Source organism: Desulfovirgula thermocuniculi DSM 16036 (assembly GCF_000429345.1).
Taxonomy (GTDB): Bacteria; Bacillota; Desulfotomaculia; order Desulfotomaculales; family Desulfovirgulaceae; genus Desulfovirgula; species Desulfovirgula thermocuniculi.
The window spans coordinates 45,100-64,116 of record NZ_AUBR01000001.1 but is presented as its reverse complement, the minus strand read 5'-3'; the positions used below and the strand labels follow the sequence as shown (position 1 = coordinate 64,116).

General features: G+C 59.6%; 21 protein-coding genes and 1 tRNA gene. 6 read left to right on the top strand and 16 right to left on the bottom strand.

Annotated elements, in window-relative coordinates:
* Positions 1-7: 7 nt before the first annotated feature.
* Positions 8-1,414, bottom strand: a complete 1,407-nt coding sequence (locus G454_RS17085; protein ID WP_051275724.1) for a B12-binding domain-containing radical SAM protein — start codon at positions 1,412-1,414, stop codon at positions 8-10.
* 150 nt (positions 1,415-1,564) lie between these two features.
* Between G454_RS17085 and G454_RS0100430 the strand changes: the two genes are divergently transcribed.
* A complete protein-coding gene (locus tag G454_RS0100430; RefSeq protein WP_027716987.1) occupies positions 1,565-2,257 on the top strand; it encodes a DUF554 domain-containing protein in 693 nt (230 codons plus the stop codon).
* A gap of 38 nt (positions 2,258-2,295) precedes the next feature.
* Here G454_RS0100430 and G454_RS17080 read toward each other — a convergent pair whose 3' ends face one another.
* The 3 genes from G454_RS17080 to G454_RS17075 form a co-directional block, all read right to left on the bottom strand.
* Entirely contained in the window at positions 2,296-2,514 is a 219-nt protein-coding gene (locus tag G454_RS17080; RefSeq protein WP_035106247.1) for a hypothetical protein, read from the bottom strand.
* Positions 2,515-2,620: 106 nt separating this feature from the next.
* Positions 2,621-3,001, bottom strand: a complete 381-nt coding sequence (locus tag G454_RS0100420) for a sigma-54-dependent transcriptional regulator (RefSeq protein ID WP_211229878.1) — start codon at positions 2,999-3,001, stop codon at positions 2,621-2,623.
* Positions 2,982-4,517, bottom strand: a complete 1,536-nt coding sequence (locus G454_RS17075) for an ATP-binding protein (protein ID WP_051275723.1) — start codon at positions 4,515-4,517, stop codon at positions 2,982-2,984. Before G454_RS17075 ends, G454_RS0100420 begins: the two co-directional genes overlap by 20 nt.
* A 247-nt stretch (positions 4,518-4,764) precedes the next feature.
* On the opposite strand from G454_RS17075, the gene G454_RS0100410 reads away from it, so the two are divergent.
* The 3 genes from G454_RS0100410 (at position 4,765) to G454_RS0100395 (ending at position 6,630) form a co-directional block, all read left to right on the top strand.
* Positions 4,765-4,983 (top strand): hypothetical protein, encoded by a 219-nt coding sequence (locus tag G454_RS0100410; RefSeq protein ID WP_027716985.1) that lies wholly within the window; start codon positions 4,765-4,767, stop codon positions 4,981-4,983.
* A 172-nt stretch (positions 4,984-5,155) separates the two neighbouring features.
* Positions 5,156-5,356: a hypothetical protein gene (locus G454_RS0100400; protein WP_027716984.1), complete on the top strand. Its 201-nt coding sequence runs from the start codon at positions 5,156-5,158 to the stop codon at positions 5,354-5,356.
* A 74-nt stretch (positions 5,357-5,430) separates the two neighbouring features.
* Entirely contained in the window at positions 5,431-6,630 is a 1,200-nt protein-coding gene (locus G454_RS0100395) for a sulfite exporter TauE/SafE family protein (protein ID WP_211229877.1), read from the top strand.
* 974 nt (positions 6,631-7,604) lie between these two features.
* Here G454_RS0100395 and G454_RS0100390 read toward each other — a convergent pair.
* The 3 genes from G454_RS0100390 to G454_RS0100380 form a co-directional block, all read right to left on the bottom strand.
* Complete coding sequence (locus tag G454_RS0100390) at positions 7,605-8,537, bottom strand: PP-loop family protein (protein WP_027716982.1); 933 nt, start codon at positions 8,535-8,537, stop codon at positions 7,605-7,607.
* Between the two features lie 63 nt (positions 8,538-8,600).
* Positions 8,601-8,674 (bottom strand) — tRNA-Gly (locus tag G454_RS0100385).
* 215 nt (positions 8,675-8,889) lie between these two features.
* Positions 8,890-9,909 (bottom strand): inorganic phosphate transporter, encoded by a 1,020-nt coding sequence (locus G454_RS0100380; RefSeq protein ID WP_027716981.1) that lies wholly within the window; start codon positions 9,907-9,909, stop codon positions 8,890-8,892.
* 131 nt (positions 9,910-10,040) lie between these two features.
* Here G454_RS0100380 and G454_RS0100375 point away from each other — a divergent pair, with 131 nt between their 5' ends.
* Positions 10,041-10,658 carry a DUF47 domain-containing protein gene (locus G454_RS0100375; RefSeq protein WP_035106245.1) on the top strand — a complete coding sequence of 206 codons (618 nt, stop codon included), beginning with the start codon at positions 10,041-10,043 and terminating at the stop codon, positions 10,656-10,658.
* Between the two features lie 11 nt (positions 10,659-10,669).
* On the opposite strand, the gene G454_RS0100370 is transcribed toward G454_RS0100375, so the two are convergent.
* On the bottom strand, positions 10,670-11,119 hold the full coding sequence (locus G454_RS0100370; protein WP_027716979.1) for a hypothetical protein: 450 nt from the start codon (positions 11,117-11,119) through the stop codon (positions 10,670-10,672).
* A 17-nt stretch (positions 11,120-11,136) separates the two neighbouring features.
* Complete coding sequence (locus G454_RS0100365) at positions 11,137-11,856, bottom strand: NAD(P)/FAD-dependent oxidoreductase (RefSeq protein ID WP_027716978.1); 720 nt, start codon at positions 11,854-11,856, stop codon at positions 11,137-11,139.
* A 174-nt stretch (positions 11,857-12,030) separates the two neighbouring features.
* On the opposite strand from G454_RS0100365, the gene G454_RS0100360 reads away from it, so the two are divergent.
* Positions 12,031-12,378, top strand: a complete 348-nt coding sequence (locus tag G454_RS0100360) for a cupin domain-containing protein (RefSeq protein WP_084413160.1) — start codon at positions 12,031-12,033, stop codon at positions 12,376-12,378.
* On the opposite strand, the gene G454_RS0100355 is transcribed toward G454_RS0100360, so the two are convergent.
* From G454_RS0100355 to G454_RS0100325, 7 genes are all read right to left on the bottom strand, one after another.
* Positions 12,347-12,973, bottom strand: coding sequence for an XTP/dITP diphosphatase (locus G454_RS0100355; protein ID WP_027716976.1), 627 nt, complete (start codon positions 12,971-12,973; stop codon positions 12,347-12,349). The two genes, G454_RS0100360 and G454_RS0100355, sit on opposite strands and share 32 nt — an antisense overlap.
* Positions 12,933-13,721, bottom strand: a complete 789-nt coding sequence (gene rph, locus G454_RS17070; protein ID WP_035106244.1) for a ribonuclease PH — start codon at positions 13,719-13,721, stop codon at positions 12,933-12,935. The genes G454_RS0100355 and rph overlap by 41 nt, the downstream gene beginning before the upstream one ends.
* A 25-nt stretch (positions 13,722-13,746) precedes the next feature.
* Positions 13,747-14,520: an MBL fold metallo-hydrolase gene (locus G454_RS0100345; protein ID WP_027716975.1), complete on the bottom strand. Its 774-nt coding sequence runs from the start codon at positions 14,518-14,520 to the stop codon at positions 13,747-13,749.
* Between the two features lie 13 nt (positions 14,521-14,533).
* A complete protein-coding gene (locus tag G454_RS0100340) occupies positions 14,534-15,298 on the bottom strand; it encodes an acyl-CoA dehydratase activase (RefSeq protein WP_027716974.1) in 765 nt (254 codons plus the stop codon).
* 18 nt (positions 15,299-15,316) lie between these two features.
* A complete protein-coding gene (locus G454_RS0100335) occupies positions 15,317-16,297 on the bottom strand; it encodes a 2-hydroxyacyl-CoA dehydratase family protein (RefSeq protein WP_035106242.1) in 981 nt (326 codons plus the stop codon).
* Positions 16,298-16,313: 16 nt separating this feature from the next.
* Complete coding sequence (gene murI / locus G454_RS0100330) at positions 16,314-17,117, bottom strand: glutamate racemase (RefSeq protein WP_027716972.1); 804 nt, start codon at positions 17,115-17,117, stop codon at positions 16,314-16,316.
* 145 nt (positions 17,118-17,262) lie between these two features.
* Positions 17,263-18,957 (bottom strand): N-acetylmuramoyl-L-alanine amidase, encoded by a 1,695-nt coding sequence (locus G454_RS0100325; protein ID WP_084413159.1) that lies wholly within the window; start codon positions 18,955-18,957, stop codon positions 17,263-17,265.
* Between the last annotated feature and the right edge of the window lie 60 nt (positions 18,958-19,017).

Genomic DNA, 19,017 nt, shown 5'->3' with positions numbered 1-19,017 from the left:
GGCCGGCTTATCCCCTGGCGGGGTAGTGGGCCTTGAGGTAGGCCGCGGGATTCACAGACAACCGCGCCCCGTACCAGAGCCGTCGCAGGTGATCCATGGAGAGCCTGCCCAGGAAAAGATTTTTCAGCACCCACCAGGCGGTGGTGAAGGCGTAGAGCGGCTTGCTGTAGGCCCAGCGGTAAAGGCCGGCCAGCTCCCGGTAAAATTCTCCCAGGGGGAGCCTGGTGGGCAGCACCGCGTGGAGCAGGTCGAACAGCTGGCAGTCAAAGTTGCTTATTTTTTCCTTCAGCTGTTCAAAAAGCACCGTTCCGGGCAAGGGGGTAAGGACGCTAAAGTAAGGCTGGCGCAGCTTAAACCGCCTGATGTACTCGCGCAACCTGTGGAATTCGTCCCGGGTGAAGTCCGGGTCCACAATGAAAGAGGCATAAACCCCTATGCCCATCCTCTGCAGGATTTCCAGCGCCCGGCGGTTATTTTCCACATGGTTACGCTTGTCCACCTTTTCTAAGTCCCGCTGCTCTATTTTTTCAAAGCCGATAAAGACCTGTGCCAGGCCGATTTCCTTCCACCTGGCCACAACCTCCGGGTGGGAAACAATGGTATCGCTGCGCGCCTGGATGAGGTATTTCCGGCGGGGGAGGCGCTCCCGCTTGATGAGCTCCGCAATCTCGGCCGCCCGCCCGGCGTCGGCCAGGAAATTGTCGTCCACAAAAAGCACATCCCCGGGAGGAAGCTGGGCCAGCTCTTCCACCACCCTCGCGGCACTCATGGCCCTGTACTTGCCCCGGTGAAAACGCCACACGCTGCAAAAATTGCACCGGTAGGGGCAGCCGCGGGAGGTTTCCACCGTAACCACCGGGCGGCGAAAGCCGAGGAAATACCGCCCGCGGTTATCCTTCACCAGGTCCCGCCGCGGAAGGGGCACCTTATCCAGGGCGGGCAGGAGGGGCCGCAACCCCGTAAAGAGCTGCCTCTCGGGAAAATTCAGGGCCAGGCCCGGCACCGCCGCCAGATCCCCTCCCTCCTCCAGGGCGGCCAGCAGTTCCGGCACGGTGGTTTCCCCCTCACCGATAACCACCGCATCGACAAACGGGTGGTGAAAATCCTGGGGATTGAGGGAGGCGTGGTGCCCACCCACAAAGACAAAGAGGCGGCGGTCGATCTCCTTTAACGCCCCCGCCAGCTGCAGCACCTGCAGGACGTCCACGGTAAACGCACAGCTTATGCCCGCCGCCTGGGGCGCAAATTCCTTGACCTCTTCCACCGGCAGCCGCCCGTCAAGCAGGTCGATTATCTTTACCTCGTGGCCGGCCAGCGAGGCGGCAACAATCTCCAGGCCCAGGGGTTCAAGGCAAATGACGCTCTTAAATCCCAGCCCGTCCGTCGGCCGGGGCTGCACCAGTAACACGCGCACCCGACTCACCTCTCCGGGGCGGCAGGTGGTGTCATTTTTTATATTATATCACAATTTTCCCTACTTTATGGTTGCACCCGGCACGGGCAGGAAAACGGGTGCAGGCGGCGAATTTACTAAGACTTATCAGGCCGAAAGGAGCTACCAAACTTGCTCGGTACCATCATTAACGCCGCCGCCATCTGCGCGGGGAGCGCGCTGGGCACGCTACTTAAAAAGGGCTTGCCCCGGAAAACGGGAGAAACGATCATTCAGGGCCTCGGGCTCGCCGTCATCCTTATCGGCACCCAGATGGCCCTGCAGACGAAAAACCCCCTCATCGTCATCGGCAGCCTGGCGCTGGGCGGCCTGGTGGGAACCGGCCTGGACATCGAGGGACGGCTGGAAAGGCTGGGCAAGCGCATCGAGGCCAGGTTCGGCAACCGCGGGGAAGGCGGCGCGGCCTACGCTTTTGTCACGGCCAGCCTGGTTTTCTGCGTCGGCGCCATGGCCGTCATGGGCGCCATCGAGGACGGCCTGACCGGCAACCCCAGGACGCTTTTTGCCAAGGCCATGCTGGACGGCATTGCCGCGGCCATCTTTTCCTCCACCATGGGCATCGGCGTGCTCTTCTCCGCCGTCCCGGTTTTCCTCTACCAGGGAACCATCACCGTCCTCGCCCGCTTCCTCGGCGCGGGCTTAAGCCCCTGGGTGGTAACGGAGCTTACCGCCACCGGCGGCCTCCTCATCCTGGCCATCGGGCTAAACCTGCTCAAAGTAACCCGCATCCGGGTGGGGGATCTTTTGCCTTCCATCTTCATTGCCGCCGCCCTCACGGCTCTAATAGAGGCGGCAAAATTTTAGGCCCCAAACAAAATCATCGGAGAGATAAATGGTAACATCTAACGATTTAACATTGGGGTTCCGGTTTTTGTTTTTCCTTTCCCTTGGGCAGTTTCCTCTTCCTCCAACTTTACCGTACGAATCGCCTCATAAATTAACACCGGTTGCCCGTTTTCAACGCGCAGCCTAATTTCTCCCCAGCCCAGCTGGCGAATAAAGCGAATCAGCTGTAACTCCCTTTTGGTCAAGACGATCTGCTCGCTGGAAACTTTAGACACACTTATTCCTCCTCTTTTGGTATGTACTATATTTCACATTCTAAGAAAAAAGGCCGGCCTACAGGTTATAAACCAATGCCAGCCTATCGTTGTTCGATTCGGCTGTTTAAGGGCTATCTTTTTTTACTACAACACCTGAGAGAACTTTCTCTACCGTCTGCTTTAGTGTGGACATCTGAAAGGGCTTAGTGACATAGGCGTCAGCTCCTTTCTGCATAGCTTCCAAAGCAACGGGTAAACTGGAAAGGGCGGTCATGATTATCACCGGCAAGGATGGGCTTGTTTTGCGGATTTCTTCTAATACCTCTAAGCCGCTCATTCCAGGCATCTTTATATCTAAGAGCACCAGGTCAAAGTTTTCACGCTTAAGCATACTTAAGCCTTCAGGGCCGCTCAAGGCCGTTAAGACTTCATAGCCCCCCTCCTCCAGAGCTTTCTTTAAAGCCCAGCACATGCCTTTTTCATCATCAATTACCAGCAAGCGCACCATGATTATTCTCCTTTCTTTCTCCACTCTTTGCCGGTAAATATATCTTAAATTTGGCTCCCTGGCCGGGGCGGCTTTCCACAGAAATGGAGCCGCCATGTAAACGAACTATCTCGTGGCATAGTGCCAAGCCTAACCCGCTGCCGCCGGCCTTCCGGGTAAAAAAGGGCTGAAAGATATGCTCCAAATCTTCGGGTGGTATGCCTTCCCCGGTGTCTTGGACAACCACACAAACACCTCCCTCATGGGGAAGAGTCTCTATAGTTAGCTTTCCACCTCCCGGCATGGCCTGCATGGCGTTCATCATCAGGTTTAAAAATACTTGTCGCAGTTTTTCTTTATTCCCCTTAACCAGAACCTGCTCTTCTGCCAAATTTAGGATTAACTCTATGCCTTGGCGCTCCAGCAACAGCCGGCAGGAATTTGCAAGGTCCTCAACCAGCGAATTGACATTTATTTCCTCTACTTCTTTGCTCGGCCGGCCAAAAAGCAAAAGCTCATCGATCAGATTGGTATGCCTACTTATTTGCTCTTCCATGATTAAAAGGGCTTCTTTCACATCGGTATTGCCTTCTAGCTTTGGCCTTACCACTTCTAGAGCAGCTTGCATGATACTCACGGGCGCACGCAGCTCATGGGCGATTTCTGTAATCAACCGCCCTAGGGCTGCCAGGTGCTCCGTGCGGCGCAGCTCCTCAAGCATCTGCTCTCGTTCAATGAGCCTAGAAGCTAATTGATTAATTGCCCGGCCAATATCCCCCAACTCTCCGGGCATTTCCGGCAATCTGACGCCTAAGTCCCTCTCCAAGGTTAGGAGCCCTTCTTTAACTCGCCTAACCCCTCTCATAAAAGTACCTACCGTCAATAAAGTTATCACCACCGAAAACGTAAAAACGCAAAGGATGGCAAAGCGTAACAGCAACCGCGCTTTAGCGCTTTGGGCAAAAGCAGGATGGATTCTCTCCCCTGCCCAAACTACTGCCACCACTTCTCCCTGGAACTTAACGGGCACAAGGTACTCCAAAAAATAGTCATCCCACGTCTGCCCCACCCTCTTCACGGGTTTACCACTGGCCAGCACGGCCTCGATTCCTTCCCTTGATTCCTCATAAACCCTTTTTAGCCTTTGCTCCGGGGTTTCGGGAAACTTTGGGCGGTATTCATGGAGAAAGCCCTGCACCCAAATTCTTTCGCTGCCGGGTATAAAAAGGCCACATCGCACCCCCGGATAGCTCTGCGTCACCGGCTCGGTTAACTGGTAAAACCTGTCAACCAGCGTATTTTTGGCACCACTTAGGGAAGCGTTTTCTTGTAAACGGTTCCCTAGTTCTCTACCAAGGTAATCACCCAACGTTGTCAGGCGGTGCTCGATTTCTTTAAATAACAGGTCATCTGTGCGCGCAGCAAAGACAAGGTCGTAAATCATTACCAACACGGGAACAGTCAAAAGTATAGCCACAATCCCTACCAACTGCAGTTTAAAACTTGGAGGCCGGAAGCGGAAAGGGAACGACATAAGTATAGGCCTTCCTCCTATTGCTCCTTGTCTTAAGTTATATCATAGCCTCAGCCACTTGTGAAGTATTTCTCAAAAAAGCAAAAAACCTATTGACAGGGGATTGTGATTTTGGTAACATGGAGGCAAAGAAAAAAGAAAGGCCGAATGGAACAACCATAGGCCGGTTTACCTGGGATCTACCAGGGAGCCGGTCTTTTTCTCTCTTCAATAAATACATGCAATCTCCTGAAAGGGGAGAAGGCCAATGACGGGCAAACGTTCCCCTTCCCTTGCCCAAAGAGAAAAGGCGGAAGATATGGCCCTGCTGGCCGTTGATGCGATGGGAATAACTGCTATATCGATATCAACTATCATTCTATATCTCAAAGCCTTCTCCCCCAAGATTTATGCCTCTTTATCCAGCAAGTTTTTCATAACTTTAAACAAGCTAACAAAAATTTCAATGCAAGTATCAAACTGGTAAAGAGAGGAGGTGAGCTCTATGGGTAAACTTCTGACCAGGATTTTCATTGTGCTCTTCTGCACCACTTCCGTAGGTTTGTGGATTTACTGGCTGGTCACCGGGCAGGTCAAGGGCAAGGCTGGCTAATACCAAAAGCCAAAGGGACAATTTTTGCGAAAGGAGGGATGAAGGGATGCTCGCCGAGTTTTTCACCTGGGCCGCCGGTTTGGCTAAAACTTCACCCTTTGCTTACGCCATTGTAAATATCGGAACCATGGTGGCATTGGGAGTAGCCATCGGCCTGATCGCAGATGGAATCTTCAAGCTCCTGCGCGTGGACCTGGGCGCATACAAGAAAGAGTATGAAGATGAAAGCGCGGTTATTAAGCATTAATAGCCCGGCAATTATGCTTATCGTCAAGGAATCCAAAAATAAACCCATTTTGAAGAAAGGGGTGTTGAGTAATGATGCACATGCCTGTTAGCGGCGTGGATATGGCCTGGTGGCCGCTGCTGCTAATTGGCTTTACCGTCGGGGTGGTCGGGGGCTTCTTTGGCATCGGCGGCGCCTGGCTGGTTACGCCGGCATTAAACATCTTCGGTTTCCCCATGATTTACGCGGTGGGCACCGATATGACCCACCTGGTGGGTAAATCCATTGTAGCTACCTTCAGGCACTGGAAATTCGGCCATGTCAGCGTTATCATAGCCTTCGTGATGCTCATCGGTACCTTCTCCGGCATTGAAACCGGCGCCCAAATCCTTTACTGGCTCACGCAAAAGGGCATTGCCGGCAGTGTGGTTCGTTACCTCTACATCCTCTTGCTGGCTTCTATCGGCATCTTCATGCTTTCGGAATACCTGCGGGTAAGAAAGCTGGAAAAAGAGGCCGGCAAGCAGGTTAAAGACGTCGTCGGAACCGCCTGGTCCCGCTGGATCCAAGAAACCCTTAATATTTGGCCTACTTTCTACTGCCCGATCGCTAAAATGCGCGTCTCCCTCTGGGCCATCCTCTTCGTGGGCGTAGTCACCGGGTTCGTAGCCGGCATCCTCGGTGTCGGCGGCGGCATCATCCGCGTGCCCGCGCTGATTTACCTGATGGGCGTGCCTACGAAGATAGCGGTCGGCACCGACTTGTTTGAAGTTATGTTCTCCGGTGCATACGGCGCCTTTACCTACAGCTTAAAAGGCGGCGTGGAACTCATAGCAGCAGTGATCATGCTGCTGGGGGCCAGCGTGGGCGCCCAGTTTGGTACCATTTGCACCAAGTACGTATACGGCATCACCATCCGCTTGATCTTCACCATCGCCACCTTCTTCGCCTGTGCCTCGGTAATCCTCAAGGAAATCTCCTCCCGTTACGCAGCGCTGTACAAAAAGGCCTTTGAGGCTTTCCTCAAAAAGCAAGGGCTCACGCCTGCCGAGATCTCTGCTATCTACGCCAAAAAGGCCACTGTATACCACTATATGGTAGAGGTTGCCAATAAGCCCGAGTGGTGGGCTGCCTACACGAAAGAATATCTCTGGAACCAGGCAGGGGGTATCCTGATGCTCACCGCCGCCTCGGGCATGTGCGCGTACATCCTCATTCAGCTGTACCTCGGCGTAGCCCGTGAACTAAAGGAAAAGCGCCTGCGCGCCCAGGAAACTGCAAAAGTGAAAGCATAGACCCTCCCCTCCCCCGGAGTGAAGCCCCGGTCGGTCAGGCCGGGGCTTCACTCTTTCAGCCTTCACAGTCCAGGGGGCCGGGGCCGCCAGTAAGTTTGGGGGTCATCCGGGTTCCAGTAGGCATCGCAGTCAAGGCAGCAGTATTTTCCCAAAGGCGGTATAAGGCAAATAAACATGCCGCACAATAGGGCAATGGTAATCAACATGCGTACTGGCGGGTAAAAGAATCCCAAAAGATAGAAAAACAGCGCACCGCCCAGTCCTAGGCCTACGCCGGCAGCCAACCTGATGATGCGTCCTCGGGTAGTGTTCTTTGAGCCGCATGCAGGGCATGGAGGTGTTTTAAAAAAAGGTAAAGGCATTTTTTCACCCCCCGAAATATCCCCTATACTTTGTGAGATATTTCTCTAATATGTTCACTATTTCCTTTAAAAAATGGGCCTTGGATACTTTTCAAAATTTTAAGATTTTCGTTGACCTCAAGCATGATTCATGTTATCATTTACCTTACAAAAAGGCTCTTTGAAAATTACAGAATGGGTTGTGGGGGGATACTATGTGGATTGGAGAGTGGGGGTGTTCTCAAAACCGGCTAGAAGAATCCGATATCTTGTGCGATCTCGTTGACGTGCTCGGTTCTTTTGCCACCGGTGCTCTAATGGTCACTTGGCTAATACGCGTGCTGGGCCCAATTTTTTAGCCAATCCCTAGGCTATTGAAACAATGTTGCTCAAAAAAACACTTTACAAATAACCTTCCGGCTAGTATAATTAATTAAGGAAAGGCCGAATGGAACAACCATAGGCCGGTTCTCCATGAGCTCAAGTAAAATGGAGAGTCGGCCTTTTTACTTTCCTCAAAAACCAACCCCTCTCTTTTTATCATATCATTCCCTCACTCTTCACCCCATAACCCTTTTCATCTCTTTTTAGAAAAAGGCCCCCTACAGGGGCCTTTTTCTTTTAGGCAACCTGCTACACCACCTGCCGCACCTGGGGGCGCGTCAGGGGGTCCAGGCCTGCCCTCTGCATGAGCCGGCAGAAAAGGCAGGTGCTGGCCGTGGTAGGCTGGCCGCAGATCTCGCATTCCTTTAGCTCCACGGGTACATCGGCAAACCTGCTGCGCCCTTCCTCCAGGAAGCCGAAGAGGAACCGTAGCTTGCTTCCGGGCATCCTCTCTTCCAGGGAGTTGAGCAGTTCCTTGTAAAACAGCGAAGACGCCCCTTTGGCCAGGGGACAGCCGTCGCCAAGGTAGCCCAAGCCCCGCAGCTGGCAGTAGGTCCGCGTTTCAAACTCGCTCAGGCGCACCAGGGGCTTTATACGGGCGGGAAAGCCGGGGTGGCTGGGAGGCAGGTACGGGTACTGCCGCGCCAGGTAACCTTCCTGCCAGCCCAGGAGGTTGCCAAACAAGGCCGCCGCCTCGTCGTCCAGGTTGTGTCCGGTGGCCACCACGCGGTGGCCTGTCTCCTGCACCAGCCGGTTCATGAGGTAGCGCTTTACCGTGCCGCAGACGGAGCAGGTAGCCCGGCGGTTCCTGGCGGTAATCTCCCTCATGCTCACGCCGTACGTCTCCACCACGGAAAAGAGGTAGAGCTTTGCGCCGCGGCGGCGGGCAAATTCCTGGCAGGCCTCTCGCGAGCCGGCGGAGTAATCCCCCAACCCCAGGTCCACGTGCACGCCCTCTGCCTCGTAGCCAAGGGACAAAAGGGCATCCCACAAAGCCAGGCTGTCCTTGCCCCCCGAAACGGCCACCAGCACCCGCTCTCCTGGAGAGAGCATCTTAAACTTTTTTATGGCCCGCTCGACCTGGTTTAAAAAATGCTCCACGAAGTGCTCGCCGCAAAAGCTGGCATTTTTGGATTTCAGGTGTACAGCCGCTTCGCCTTTACACTTCACACAGCGCCTCATTTATACCGACCACCTAAAAAAAATGAAAAAGTGTAGTGATAGTAATAGTAAACAAAAAATAATTGGAGCGGGTGATGGGAATCGAACCCACGTACCCGGCTTGGAAGGCCGGTGCTCTACCATTGAGCTACACCCGCTCGCAGTTGGCACCACATCTACGGTCGGACCGCGCCCTGCCGCCGGTACGGGGCCGTCTGCCGCCGCGCATACCGGCAACGGCCAAGGAGCACTTATAATTATACTTCAAAACTCACCGGGAGTCAAAGGACCCCCGTCCCCAGGTATTTTTTTTAGAAATAAATTTCGCTCCCTTCCGGCAGGATTCTGCAGGGATTAGCAAAACTTTTATCACCTAGAAGGCTCCTGCCAGGCGGGAGGCGCTCAGGTAAAGGCCGTAGCACACCCCCGCCAGGAGGGCGCTCACCGGTAGCGTGATCAGCCACGCCAGGACCATCTTTTGCGCCGTCCCCCACTTGACCATGGAAAAGCGCCTGGCGGCACCCACGCCCATGATGGAGGAGGAGATGACGTGGGTGGTGCTCACCGGCAGGGCCAGCAGCGTGGCGCCCAGGATGACCGCCACCGAACCCAGGTCGGCGGACACGCCGCTGCCCGGCTCCAGTTTGATGATGCGCGTGCCCACGGTTTTGATGATCCTCCACCCGCCCACCGAGGTGCCCGCCGCCATGGCCAGGGCGGCCACCAGCTTGACCCAGAAGGGCACGTGCAGGGTGTCCTGGAACCCCCCGGCCACCAGGGCAAAGGTAATGATCCCCATGGTCTTCTGGGCATCGTTGGTCCCGTGGGAGAAGGCCTGGAAGGAGGCGGTGAGCACCTGCAGGAGGCGAAAACGCCGGTTTATGCGGTGGGGCACGGCGTAGTGGAAGATGTTGTTAACCAGGGTCATGATGGTAAAGCCGGCGGCAAAGGCCACCAGGGGCGAAAAGATGAGCGACTTGATGATGGTGAGAAAGCCTTTAAAGTTCACGGCGGAAAACCCCGCGGCCACCAGCACGGCCCCGGTCAGGGAACCGATGAGGGCGTGGGAGGAGCTGGAGGGAATGCCGTAGTACCAGGTGATCAGGTTCCAGGCAATGGCCGCCACCAGGGCGGCGGCCACGATCACCAGGCCGTTTTCCAGGGTCATGGGGTTGGCAATCTTGCCGCCAATGGTCTTGGCCACCCCGGTAAAGGTCATGGCCCCGGCAAAGTTCATGACGGAGGCCAGCACGATGGCCGTGCGCGGGTGCAGGGCTTTGGTGGAAATCGAGGTGGCAATGGCGTTGGCCGTATCGTGAAAGCCGTTGATGAAGTCAAAGCTTAAGGCTAAAATGACCACCAAAACGATGAGCAAGAGCTGGGCGTCCGGCAACGGAAAGTCCCCTTTTCCAGGCTCGTACAACTTTGTGACAAAAGTAATATATCATAACACGTACCTTTTTCTCAACATGCCCGCACCCTTTTAAAGCCCCTAAAATAACACCCGCGGAGGAGATTTTGAACATGATCTCTTTAAAGCGAAAGCCGGACTTCTTTCTTGAACACTTCCTCCTCATTGCCGAAAACATCAAGGACGCCGCCGCGCTGTTCCGCGAGAACATCGAAAGCCTCACGGACACCGAAACTTACGCCGAGAGGATCAAGGAGCTTGAGGACCGGGGGGACGAGTACACCCATGCCGTGTTCAAGGCCTTAAACCAGACCTTCGTCACCCCCCTGGAAAGGGAAGACATCATGGAGCTCACGGTAAAGCTGGACAACGTTTTAGACGGCATTGAGGCCTGCACCGACCTCATTGACATTTACGGCATCCGGGAAACCGACCCGTACATGCAGCTTTTTACGCGCATCGTGGAGAGCTGCACGGAGGAAATCCTGGCCGCCGTCAGGCTCCTGGCCCAAAAGAAGCTTGCGGCCATCCACCGCCACACCTTCCGCATCAACGACCTGGAAAAAGAGGCCGACCAGCTGTACCGGGAAAGCCTGCAGGTGCTCTTCACCGAGCAGCACGACCTCAAGCGGATCATACAGATGAAGGAAATTTACGAAAAAATGGAATCCATCCTCGACTGCTGCGAGGACGTGGCCAACGTTTTAGAGGGCATCATCATGCGCAGCTAGGCGGCAAAACACTAACTGCCTTTCTTTACTTCCCTGGCCAGGAGGGCCGCCAGCTCCGGGTTCTGCTCCTTTACCCGCACGAGGTAGAGAAAGACGCTTCCCGGGTAGTCGATGTTCTCGGGCAGGACGGTGCTCTCCAGGCAGGTGCGCACCAGGGCAATGACGCAGTCCGGGGAGTGGTTGTCGCGGCACTCCCGGCACTGCCGCAGCGTTTCGGCCAGGCCTGCGGCCACCAGGTCCTGGCCGTAGGGCTTGAAGTCGTCAAGGGGGATGAGGCTCCTGGCGCCGGGCACGTCAAGCGCCCCCTTGAGGCGGGCATACTTGAGCACCTGGCGGGCAAAGCCGGCCAGGCACTTGTCCCTGCGGCAGGCGCCCTGCTGGTCGCAGTTCTGGCAGATCCTCTCCAGCGGCCGCTCCAGGGCGGCCAGGTCGACATCGCCGGCACTCCGCACCACGGTCATCCCGCGTCCCTCCCCACCTAATCATGTTCCTTTAAAAAGCGGGCAAACTCCGCCAGGCTGCCGTCCTCCTCCTCCGGCGCCAGCGTAGGCGCCGGCGGCAGGAAGGGCTCCACGCCCAAGCGCTCGATGGCCCGGCCCAGCTTTTCCCGCGGCTGGGCCAGCTCGCCGAACCTGGCCAGCACGTGCTCCAGCAGCGCAAAGACTTTCTCCCGCCCGATGCGGCGGGCAATAACGACCCCGTGGCGGGGGCGGGAGCTGCCGCCCATGCCGCCGACGGCCACGTCAAAGACGTCCTTTCCTGCCGCAATTACGCCGAAGTCGGCACAGTACGGGTCGACGCAACCGCGGGGGCACCCGGCAACGGCAATTTTAAAGTCCTTGGGCACCTCCCGCCCCAGGTAGCGCTCCTGCAGGGCCATGCCCAGCCCCAGGGCGTCCCCCAGCGCCCGCGGGCAAAAGTCCTCATTCCCCGGGCAGGCCTTTACCGCCCGCACCACGTTGCCGTAAGGGGAAACCCGCAGGCCTAGGGTGGCCAGCCCCTCGATAAACCCTTCCGCCCGCCCTTCCGGGAGCAGGGCCACCAGCGTCTGGCGGCTGGTGAGCTTAAAAGCGATGGCCCCGGCCTTTTCCGCCAGGCGCGCCAGGCCCGCCAGCTGCTCCGGGGTGAGCACGCCGCAGGAGCCCACCACGTCCACGGCCAAAAGGCCGTTCTTCTGTTTAAAAATTCCCTCGCCCATGTGTCGGCACACTCCTTCCATACCCGTCTGCCGCCGCTTTGTTGTTTAAAATAGTAACTTCTACCGATTTTATAAATTTCCTTCCGGCAACCGAAAAAATAAAAAAAGGGATTTGCCCCCGGAAGGGGAAAATAAACGCAGCAGGTGTGCCCAAAAACGCTTGGGGGGATTTTCGTGGAGGGACAACAGAAGTACGAGGGGATAAACATTGCGCCAGCCGCCGTGTTCAACCTGGCCGGGCTGGTGGACTACCAGGAGGGAGCGGTGGTCAGCCGCACCCTGGTCAGCAAGAAGGCGGGCACGGTCACGCTCTTTGCCTTTGACCGGGGCCAGGGCTTAAGCGAGCACACCGCCCCCTACGACGCGCTGGTCCACGTGCTGGAAGGGGAAGCGGAGGTCACCATTGCCGGAAGCCCCCTGGTTTTAAAGGAAGGGGACGTGGTGGTCATGCCCGCCAACCGGCCCCATGCCCTGGCGGCGCGGCAGAGGTTTAAGATGCTGCTGGTGATGATCCGCTCTTAGGGCCATCTTTGAAGCGGGCCAGGATCTCCCTGGCCCCCGCGAGGGCGCGGGCCCGGTGGCTGAGGCGGTTTTTTACTTCCGGGTCCAGCTCCGCAAAGGTCTTTCCCAGCTCCGGCACATAAAAGAGGGGGTCGTAGCCAAACCCGCCCTCGCCCCGGGGGGTATCGGCAATGACGCCCTCGCAGCTCCCTTCGGCGGTCCAGACCTCGCCGGCCGGCGTGGCCACGGCCACCACGCAGCGGAAGCGGGCGGTGCGCTTTTCCGGGGGCACGCCGGCTAAAAGCGCCAGCAGCTTCTCGTTGTTGGCCCTGTCGTTCCCGTGCTCGCCGGCAAAGCGCGCCGACAACACCCCCGGCGCCCCGCCCAGGTAATCCACTTCCAGGCCCGAGTCGTCGGCCAGGGCCAGGTGCCCGGTGTGGCGGGCTACGGCCACGGCCTTTTTTACGGCGTTCTCGGCAAAAGTGGCCCCGTCCTCGGGCACCTCGGGCACGCCGGGAAAGTCCTCCAAGGACACCACTTCGTACCCCAGAGGGGCCAGGAGGGCAGATAGCTCCTTAATTTTCCCCCGGTTGCGGGTGGCCAGCACCAGCTTCATCCCCCGGCCCTCCTCTGCCTATGCGGGCGGCCAGCTCCCCCAGGGCCGCCTTTTGCAGTTCCACCAGGCGGGCGATGCCCCCGGCGGCCAGGTCGAGCATGGCCATGAGCTCTTCCCTGGTGAAGGAGGCCTCCTCCCCGGTGCCCTGCACCTCCACCAGCTCGCCGCTCCCGGTCATGACCACGTTCATGTCCACCTCTGCCGCCGCGTCCTCCTCAAAGCACAGGTCTAGCACAAGCTCCCCGTTCACCCGGCCCACGCTGGTGGCGGCCACGAAGTCCTTCACCGGCAGCTTGCTTATGGCGCCCTGCTCCACGAGGCGCCACAGCGCCTCCACCAGGGCCACAAAAGCCCCGGTGATGGAGGCCGTGCGGGTGCCGCCGTCGGCCTGGAGCACGTCGCAGTCCAGGATGACGGTGCGCTCCCCCAGGGCGGCCAGATCCACCACCGCCCGCAGGGAGCGGCCGATGAGGCGCTGGATCTCCTGGGTGCGCCCCTTGCCCCTCACCGTATCCCGGGGCGTACGCGCGCCGGTGGAGCGCGGCAGCATGCCGTACTCCGCGGTAACCCACCCGGCCCCCGTGCCCTGGCGGAAAGGGGGCACCCGGTCCTCCACCGTGGCCGTGCAGATCACCCGCGTGTCTCCCAGCTCAATGAGCACGGAACCCTCGGCGTACTTGTTCACGCCGCGGCTGATCTTCACTTCCCTCATCTGGCCGGCCAGCCGGCCGTCGGGCCTTACTGCCATCCTCCGGCACCTCCCCTGCAACTTGCTAGTACAGGAAGTAAGTATCTCCTTCCACGGCCAGTTCTACCCGCCCGCGGTACCCCGCCTCGGCCTGCGCCTTCAGGGCGGCCAGGTCGTACTCGGGGAAGAAGTGGGTGATGATGAGCTCCCGGACCTCTGCCCGGCGGGCCAGGGCCCCTGCCTGGCGGGCGGTCATGTGCCGCCCCTGTACAAAGTCTTCGTCCCCGTCCAGCCCGGTGGCCTCGCAGAGGAAGATCCCCGCCTCGCTGGCCAGGGCGGCCAGCTCCTCCGTAGGGGCGGTATCGCCGGAGTACACCAGGTAGCCGGAGCCCTCCACCCCCACGGAGTAGGCGGGGAGGGAGTGGCAGGCGGGCAAGAAGAAAAGCCTCACCGCCCCCACGGAGGCCACGTGGACCCTCACCCCCGGCGGCACCACCTCCTCGGGCAGGGAATCCACGGGAACGACCTCAAAGGCGTCGCTGAAGGCCGCCAGCTCCTTAAAGACCTGGGCGGGCTCTGAGGGCAAAAAGAGCACCACGCGGCGGTGGCGCATCCCCCTCTTGAGGGCGGCCACCGTGGCCCGGCGCAGGACGTACAGGTCGGCGTAGTGGTCGGGATGGAGGTGGGTGATTATCGCCGCCCGCAGGTCGCAGTGGTGGACAAACTGCAAGAGCCGGCTGAAAGAGCCGTTACCCGCATCAAGCATTATGTAGGCTCCCCCGTCCTGCAGGAGGTAACCCGAACATGCCCCTCCGGGCGCCGGGTAAGGCGACCAGCAGCCCAAGACGGTCAGGCGCACTATGACCCCTCCCTCAGCCAAGTTTCGCCTCCACGCAGCAGCCAATGGCCCCGGTGTACTGGGGGTTATCCGGCACCACCACCTTCACCCCCAGCTCGCGGGAAAGGATTTCCACCAGGGCGCGGTTTTGCGCCACCCCGCCGGTAAAAACCAGGGTATCGCTCAAAAGCCGCACCAGCATGGGCCGGATGCGCCTGAAGATGGAGTAGTTTACCCCCGCCGCCAGGGAGGAAAGGGGGTGACCCTCCACCATCTTGCCGATGAGTTCTGATTCCCCGAAAATGGCACAAGTGGAGTTAAGTTCCACAGGGTCCCGGTAGTGCTGCCCCAGCTCTTCCAGGGTGATGCCCAAAACGGCGGCCATGTTCTCCAGGTAGCGCCCCGTGCTGGCGGCGCACTTGTCGTTGGTCAGGAAGTCCACGATGCGCCCCTTTCGCACCAGGGCCACCTTGCTGTCCTGGCCGCCCAGGTCCAGCAGGGTGAAGTCCAGAAGGCCGGTGAGGTGCACGGCTCCCAGCACGTGGGCCTTGATCTCGGGGATGGCGCGGGCACCGGCCACCGCCGCTGCCTGGCGCCCGTAGCCGGTGCTGATCACCCTTTCCACCACCGCCCCCTCGGGCAAAAGGGCGCGGAAGTCCACCGCCAGCTTGCCGTCGCGGCAGGAGCCGAAGCGGCGGTAAAAGTCGGCGGTGGCAAACTTGCGCAGGGTAAAGCCGCCGTCTTCACCGGCCAGGGCCACCTTGACGCTACGGCTGCCCAGGTCCAGGCCGCAGTACAAAGCAAGAAGCCCCCTTTTCTAGCGCAGCATGTCCAGGAAAGCGTCCAGGCGCATGCGCGTGCGGGCGTCTAGGCGCCCGGGCTTGTCCCCTTCCAGGGTAAGCACGGGCAGCCTGATTTTCTGGCGGACGATGAGGTCCTCTATCTGGCGGAAGCAAAAGCTCTGGGCGTAATGGATGACGCCGTGCACGCCGCGCCTCGCTATTTCCCGCAAAATGTCCTCCAGGCGGTAAAAGATGCCGTAGGGGTAGGTGTAGAGGCGGTAGCGCTCCACCAGGTCGGCGGCGGCATAGGGCAGGGTAAACTGGCGCTGGGTTTCGTTGAAGACCACCCGCGCCCCCCGCTCCTCCAGGTAATCGTAGAGGTCGTCCATGATGGGCGGCACGCCGATATAGGCCAGGCGTATTTCCTCCCGGCGGGGAGATCTTTCCCTGGCGCGGGCCAGGAACTCGTCCACTTCCCGCTCAAAGGCGTCCGGGTCGCCCTTAAAGTCGCTGCAGTTGACCTGATAGAGGTGGTTTTCCCACCCGCTGACCAGGTTTTCCTCCCAGGTCAGCCGGTCTATCACCCACACCTTGCGCCGCACGGCGTCCAGGCGCTCCCTGGCCCGCTCCACGGACGGCCAGTCCACCCCGAAGTGCGCCATCAGCTTCTCTATTTGCAGCTTTAACAGGTCCCGGTCGCGGTCGAAGGGGTAGGCAAAGGGGATGACCTTTATCCCCGCCAGCTCCAGGGTTTCCATCAGCGCGTGGGTGTTGCTGCAGTCGCCCTGGGTGACCGCCACCAGCACGCGGATGTCGCTGTGCTTCATCACCGCCCCGTAAATGCCCTTTATCCATGCGCACAGGTTGCGGGGGTAGCCGGCCAGCTCCGCCTCCTCCACCAGGGCGCCGGGATGGGGGTCGGTTATAAAGAGGTTGTTTAAATCCACCGGCACGCAGCCGGCGGCGTAAATGACCTCCACCGGTATGGTGGTGGTCAGGCCAACGCGGTAGCCCACGGTAAAGCCCCGCCTCTCAGTCCAGGGTTACCTTCTCCACGCGCACCCCGTCCAGCCCTAAAAAGCGCCGGGCGGCAGCTACGAGGGGCAGGGGGTCGCCGCTCACGTAGTAACGGTGCTCCACCGGCCCGCCGGGGCCGCCGAGCAGGCCCAGCCGCGCCAGCTCTTCCCTGGCCGCCTTCACCGTGGCTTCCGCCGGGTCGACCAGCACCACCTCCGGGCCCAGGGCGGTGCGGAATTCCTCCCAGAGGAAAGGGTAGTGGGTGCAGCCCAGGATGAGGGTGTCTATGCCCGCCTTCTTTAGCGGCTCCACGTACTCCCTCACGGCCTCCAGGGACTCCCTGGTGCCGAAGCGCCCGCCCTCCACCAGGGGCACCAGCCGCGGCGCCGCCTGGGCAAAAACCTCCAGGCCGGGCGCGGCGGCCTTCAGGGCGGCCTGGTAGGCGCCGCTCTTCACAGTGGCCTCGGTGGCAATCACGCCTACCCGCCCCCGGCGGGTCACCCGCGCGGCTTCTGCCGCCCCCGGCTCGATGAGGCCGATCATGGGCACGCCGAAGCGCCGCCTCATGGCCGGCAGGGTAAGGGAGGAGTTGGTGTTGCAGGCAAAGATGATGTACTTGGCCCCCCGGGAAAGCAAAAAGGTCAGGATCTGCGCGGCAAAAGTCATGAGCTCTTCCCGGGAACGCGACCCGTACGGGACGCGGGCGTTGTCGCCGAAGTAAATGGTAGACTCCTCCGGCAGGTAGCGGAAGATGTGCCGGGAGACGGTGAGGCCCCCCACCCCCGAATCGAAAAGGCCGATGGGACGTTTCTCGTTCAACGTTCGTTCTCTCCTAAAAACAGTATAAGGTTAAAAGTAAACCGCTGCCTAATTTATTTTACTTTAACTTCCGGGACGAAATGCCTGCCCAAAAAAGGCAGGCCCCTGGTAAAAAGGCCTGCCGGAAAGCTAGGCAGAGAATTGTTTACCGGGAAGCCAGATAATCCACGATGCCCTGGTAGATGGCCTCGGCGGCTCTGGCCAGGAAAGCGTCCTGCTTTAAAAGGCCTGCCTCGCGGGGGTTGGTGATGTACGCCACTTCCACCAGGACCGCCGGCATCGACGCGGTGCGCACCACCACAAAGCTCGCCTCGCGCACCCCGTCGTCTTCCAGGCTCAGGTTCCGCACCAGATACGACTGGATGCACTCGGCCAGGCGTCTGCTCTCCTCGTAGCGCCTCGCCTCCGCCTCCTCCCGCCGGGGAATGTACGTGGCCGTGCCCTGCACGTCCGGGCTGGGGTTGGCGTTGATGTGCACGCTCACAAAGAGGTCCGCCCCGGCCCGGTTGGCCATGTCCGTGCGCGCGTACAGGTCCACATCGCTGTCATTGGTGCGGGTCATGAGCGCCTTTGCCCCTTGCGCGGCAAGGAGCCCGGCAAGGCGCTGGCCGATCTTGAGGGTGAGGTCTTTTTCTTTCAAGCCGTTGGCCATCGCCCCGGGGTCAGGCCCGCCGTGGCCCGGGTCCACAACAATTATTTTGCCGCGCAGGAGTTCCCGAGCATCGGGCACAAAAACTTCCAGCTCCAGGGTCTTCTTGTCCGCGGAAAGCCTGGCCCGCCACGCCGCCCTGTCACTCAAGTCAAAGACCAGGCGGGTCACGTCGGGCGAGCGGCTGAACCACCCCACCCGCAGCCTGCCGGCCACCCGCGAGTTTAACTGCACCTCCCTGGGCACCTCACCGGGCTGTACCCCGGTGAGGTCCACCACCAGGCGCTCGGGAGAGGAGAGGCGGAAGACGCGGTAGTCTACGGGTGCGCCGGCGGTGATCTTGACCTTAACCGCTTTCTCCGCGGCGCTCACCTCCAGGCTGTTCACCGCCGGGCCTGCAGGGGCACCGCCGGGCTGCTCCTGCTTCCCGGAGGAGGAATCCTCCGGCGCGCCGCCCTGGCCGCTTTCCGGCGGCGAGCCGCGGGAGGTTTCCTCCCAGGGAGCCACGTACCAGGCCACGATCCAGCCCACCTCGCCGCCGGGAAGCTTCACCTGGTACCAGTCGGGCACCTTCCCCAGTACCGCCAGGCGCTCCCCTTTGTTGACCTGCGCCAGCACGGTGTAGTTCGTCCCCGGCCCGCTGCGCACGTTGACCCTGTCGCCCTGCACTGTTACCTGCGTGTTCTCCGGCACCGGCAGCACGTCGGGCGTGATGCGCACGGCGGGTGCCTGCCAGTCCACGCGGTAGCCCAGCTCTTGGGCCACGTAGCGCGCCGGCAGGTAAACCCGGTTGTCTTTTAGCAGCGGGGCCACGTCCATGGGCTTGGCCTGACCGTTTGCCTCCAGGGTGGCCTTGCCCAGGGTCAGCTTCAGGGTCACCCCGCCCTTTTGCAGGGTGACCGTCCCCCTCTGCCCGTCCCAGCCGATCCCTTCCGGCGGCACCCCCAGGGAGAGGGCCAGGTAGCGTACCGGCACAAAGGCCCTGTTCCCGGCAATAAAGGGAGAGGCGTCCATGGAGAAGGGTTGGCCGTTGACCGTGTATGTATTGGCCCCAATCTTAAAAACAACCTCCGGTATGGGAGAGCTTTCCGCCCCGGGAGCTTTTCCGGCCAGGGAGAGGAACAAAAGCCCTGCCGCCAGCCATCCGGCCAGCCGCCGGCACCACGCCAGGCAGGATTTCCACCCAGGCATTTTCCTCCAACTCCATATGCCGTTACCTGATAAGACAGGGTTTGGTTACTCATTTCGACA